The following is a 2627-nucleotide window of genomic DNA, read 5'->3' on the forward strand; positions in this document are numbered from 1 at the left end:
GCCGATGCTTGAACTACACGACATCCGTTCCGGATACGGGCGCACCGAGGTCATCCACGGTGTCAGCATGACCGTGCCCGACGACAGCGTCGTCGCGATCATGGGCCACAACGGCGCGGGCAAGACCACGCTGCTGCGCGCGGCGGTGGGGCTGCTGCCCACCAAATCGGGCACCATCACCTTCGACGGCGAGAAGATCACGAAACTCTCGCCCTCGCAACGGGTCAAGCGCGGCATCGGTTATGTGCCGCAGGGCCAGCAGAGCTTCGGGCAGCTGACCACCGCCGAGAACCTGCAGGTGGTCGCGGACGGGCGCAAACGCGGCAAGGCGCTGATCGACGAATCCCTCGATCTGTTCCCCGCGCTGAAGGACCTGCTCACCCGCAAGGCGGGCCTGCTCTCGGGCGGGCAGCGTCAGCAGCTGGCCATCGCCCGGGCACTGATCACCGAGCCGAAGCTGCTCATCCTCGACGAACCCACCGAGGGCATCCAGCCGTCGGTGGTCGCCGAAATCGAGCGCACCATCATCGAATTGACGCAGCGCGGCGGTTTGAGCGTGCTGCTGGTGGAGCAGCACATCGGCTTCGCACTGCAAGCCGCGCAACAGTACTACGTGCTGCACTCGGGGCATCTCGGCTCGACCGGGGCAGGCGGGGCAGGTGCGGAATCCGCGGTCCGCGCGGCGATGGCGATCTGATCGCAGCGGCGCACATGGCCGGGAGGGGATCGGGCGAGGACGCGCGTCCTGCCGGCGGCGGGCGGCGGGTGCCGCTGGCCGCGCGCGTCTACGACGAACTCCGCCACGACCTCGCCACCGGGGAACTGGCGCCGACCGAACGGCTGCGCGCCGAACGGCTGGCCCAGCGCTACGGCGTCTCGCGCACCCCGGTGCGCGAGGCGCTGGCCCGGCTCCAGGCCGACGGGCTCGTGCAGCGACATCCCGACGGTCTCTACCTGTACCGGCCACGCCTGAACGAACTCGACGAGCTCTACGAACTGCGAATCGTGCTGGAATCCCGTGGTTTTCAGCGTATCGCCGCGGGTGGTTCCGTCCAGGTGCACATCCCGGCCGAGCACGACCTACCCACCGTGCGCGCCGAGCTGGCCCGTTGGCTCGAATACCGCGACACCCCACCGGAACCCGGGCCCGACCTGGTCGCCGCCGACGAGCGGTTCCACACCGAGCTGCTCAGAGCGGCGGGCAATTCCGCCCTCGCCGAGGCACTGGCCGCCGTCTACCTGCGGGTTCGCCCGGTGCGCACGATGGATGTGCCGACCGCCGAGCGGGTGGCGGCCATGACAGCCGATCACATCACCATCGCCGAGCAGGTGCTCGCCGGGGACGACGAACAGGCCCTGCACACCCTCACCGCCCACATCGATTCCTCCCGCGCGCACGTCCGGGTGCGCGCCGAGCAGGCGATCGCGTTCACCAAACTCGGTCGCGCTGTGCGGGATTGATCAGCAGTCCGTCTGGAACGGCCAGCACTCGGTCTTGCGCGGAGTCGCCGACGTGGGCGCACGGGTAGTCGAGGTCTGCGAGGTATCCGACATCGGGCGCGGATGCGGCGAATCCTGGATCAGCGCCACGCCGACGACCACGAAGACCACGAAGATGCCGAGCACCGCGGCGGCGAACAGTCCGATGCCGACGAGTTTTCCCCGCCGCGACGGATCCGGCGGCGGGGCGGGCTCGCTGAATGCGCGCACCTGCCGCGCCACCGGAGTCGGCGCGGGTCGATGGGTGTCGAAGCCCTCCTCGACCAGCTCGGCACGCGATGGCGCCTCGACCACACCGAGCGCCGTGCAGGTGGTGAGCACGCGCTCGACCGTCCATTCGCGCGGCCCCGCTGAGAACCCTTCCAGGTACACCCGCAGCTCGTGCGCATCGACGCTGTTCGCGACCAGTACGTCCAGACCCGGCCGCAGCGCGGTGCGCGCCGGCCGCACCACCACGCCCCGATACGGCACGAGCACCACCGCGCCGGAGACGTGTCTGCTGTCCTGCAACGCCTGCTCCAGCGCGACCCGCACCGCGTGCACCCCGTGTTCGACCCGGTCGGTGAGACCGTTCGACGTGTCGGCTTCTAAATCCAGCGGACTGTCGCTGATCATCCAGGTGCCGTCGGCGGCGGCGGTGAGCAGCCCGCTCTGCCGTCGCCGGAAACCCTTCACTTCGAGCACCGTGATCCCGCGCGGCGTCACGATCACCGCGCCGAGCCGCCGATCACCCACCCGGCAGTCGACCAGTGCGAGCCCCGTACTCGGATAGGCGCGCAGGCAGTCCACGAGCTCACGCTCGGCGCCGGTGAGCTCGGCACCCGGTCTGATCCGAACCAGCATGTGCGATGTTCCCCTACCAGTGCTGCGACCTCACACCGCCGCTGCGCGCTGCGGTACCCACCGATCATGACGCGCAACTGTTCCGAAAACCACTGGAAACCAAAGAAAACCGGCACGAATACAGGAGTGGCCCCTGGAGCGGATACCGGCGAGTACGCTCCGATCCTGGCCGACGATGTTCGAGAAGACAGGTGGTTCAGAGATGGATTCAGCGCCCCTACCACGCGTTTCGCCGGGACGGTTCGGTGAACTCGGGCCGATCAACTGGGTTGTCTGGCAAGTAC

Annotated in this window: 3 protein-coding genes; 2 read left to right on the forward strand and 1 reads right to left on the reverse strand. The window is 68.9% G+C overall.

The genetic code is table 11. The annotated features are described in order from the left end of the window. The first annotated feature begins 4 nt into the window (after positions 1 to 4). Together urtE and ACFWF3_RS31560 are read left to right on the forward strand one after the other, a co-directional pair. The gene (urtE, locus tag ACFWF3_RS31555; protein WP_056814706.1) at positions 5 to 697 is read left to right on the forward strand and encodes an urea ABC transporter ATP-binding subunit UrtE; all 693 of its coding nucleotides are present in this window, start codon (positions 5 to 7) and stop codon (positions 695 to 697) included. Between the two features lie 14 nt (positions 698 to 711). Next, the gene (locus ACFWF3_RS31560) at positions 712 to 1461 is read left to right on the forward strand and encodes a GntR family transcriptional regulator (RefSeq protein WP_379317420.1); all 750 of its coding nucleotides are present in this window, start codon (positions 712 to 714) and stop codon (positions 1459 to 1461) included. On the opposite strand, the gene ACFWF3_RS31565 is transcribed toward ACFWF3_RS31560, so the two are convergent. Further along, entirely contained in the window at positions 1462 to 2343 is an 882-nt protein-coding gene (locus ACFWF3_RS31565; RefSeq protein ID WP_379317422.1) for an NERD domain-containing protein, read from the reverse strand. It abuts the gene before it with no gap. Between the last annotated feature and the right edge of the window lie 284 nt (positions 2344 to 2627).

Origin of the sequence: Nocardia sp. NPDC060220 (assembly GCF_042727815.1) — a bacterium.
Lineage (GTDB): Bacteria > Actinomycetota > Actinomycetes > Mycobacteriales > Mycobacteriaceae > Nocardia.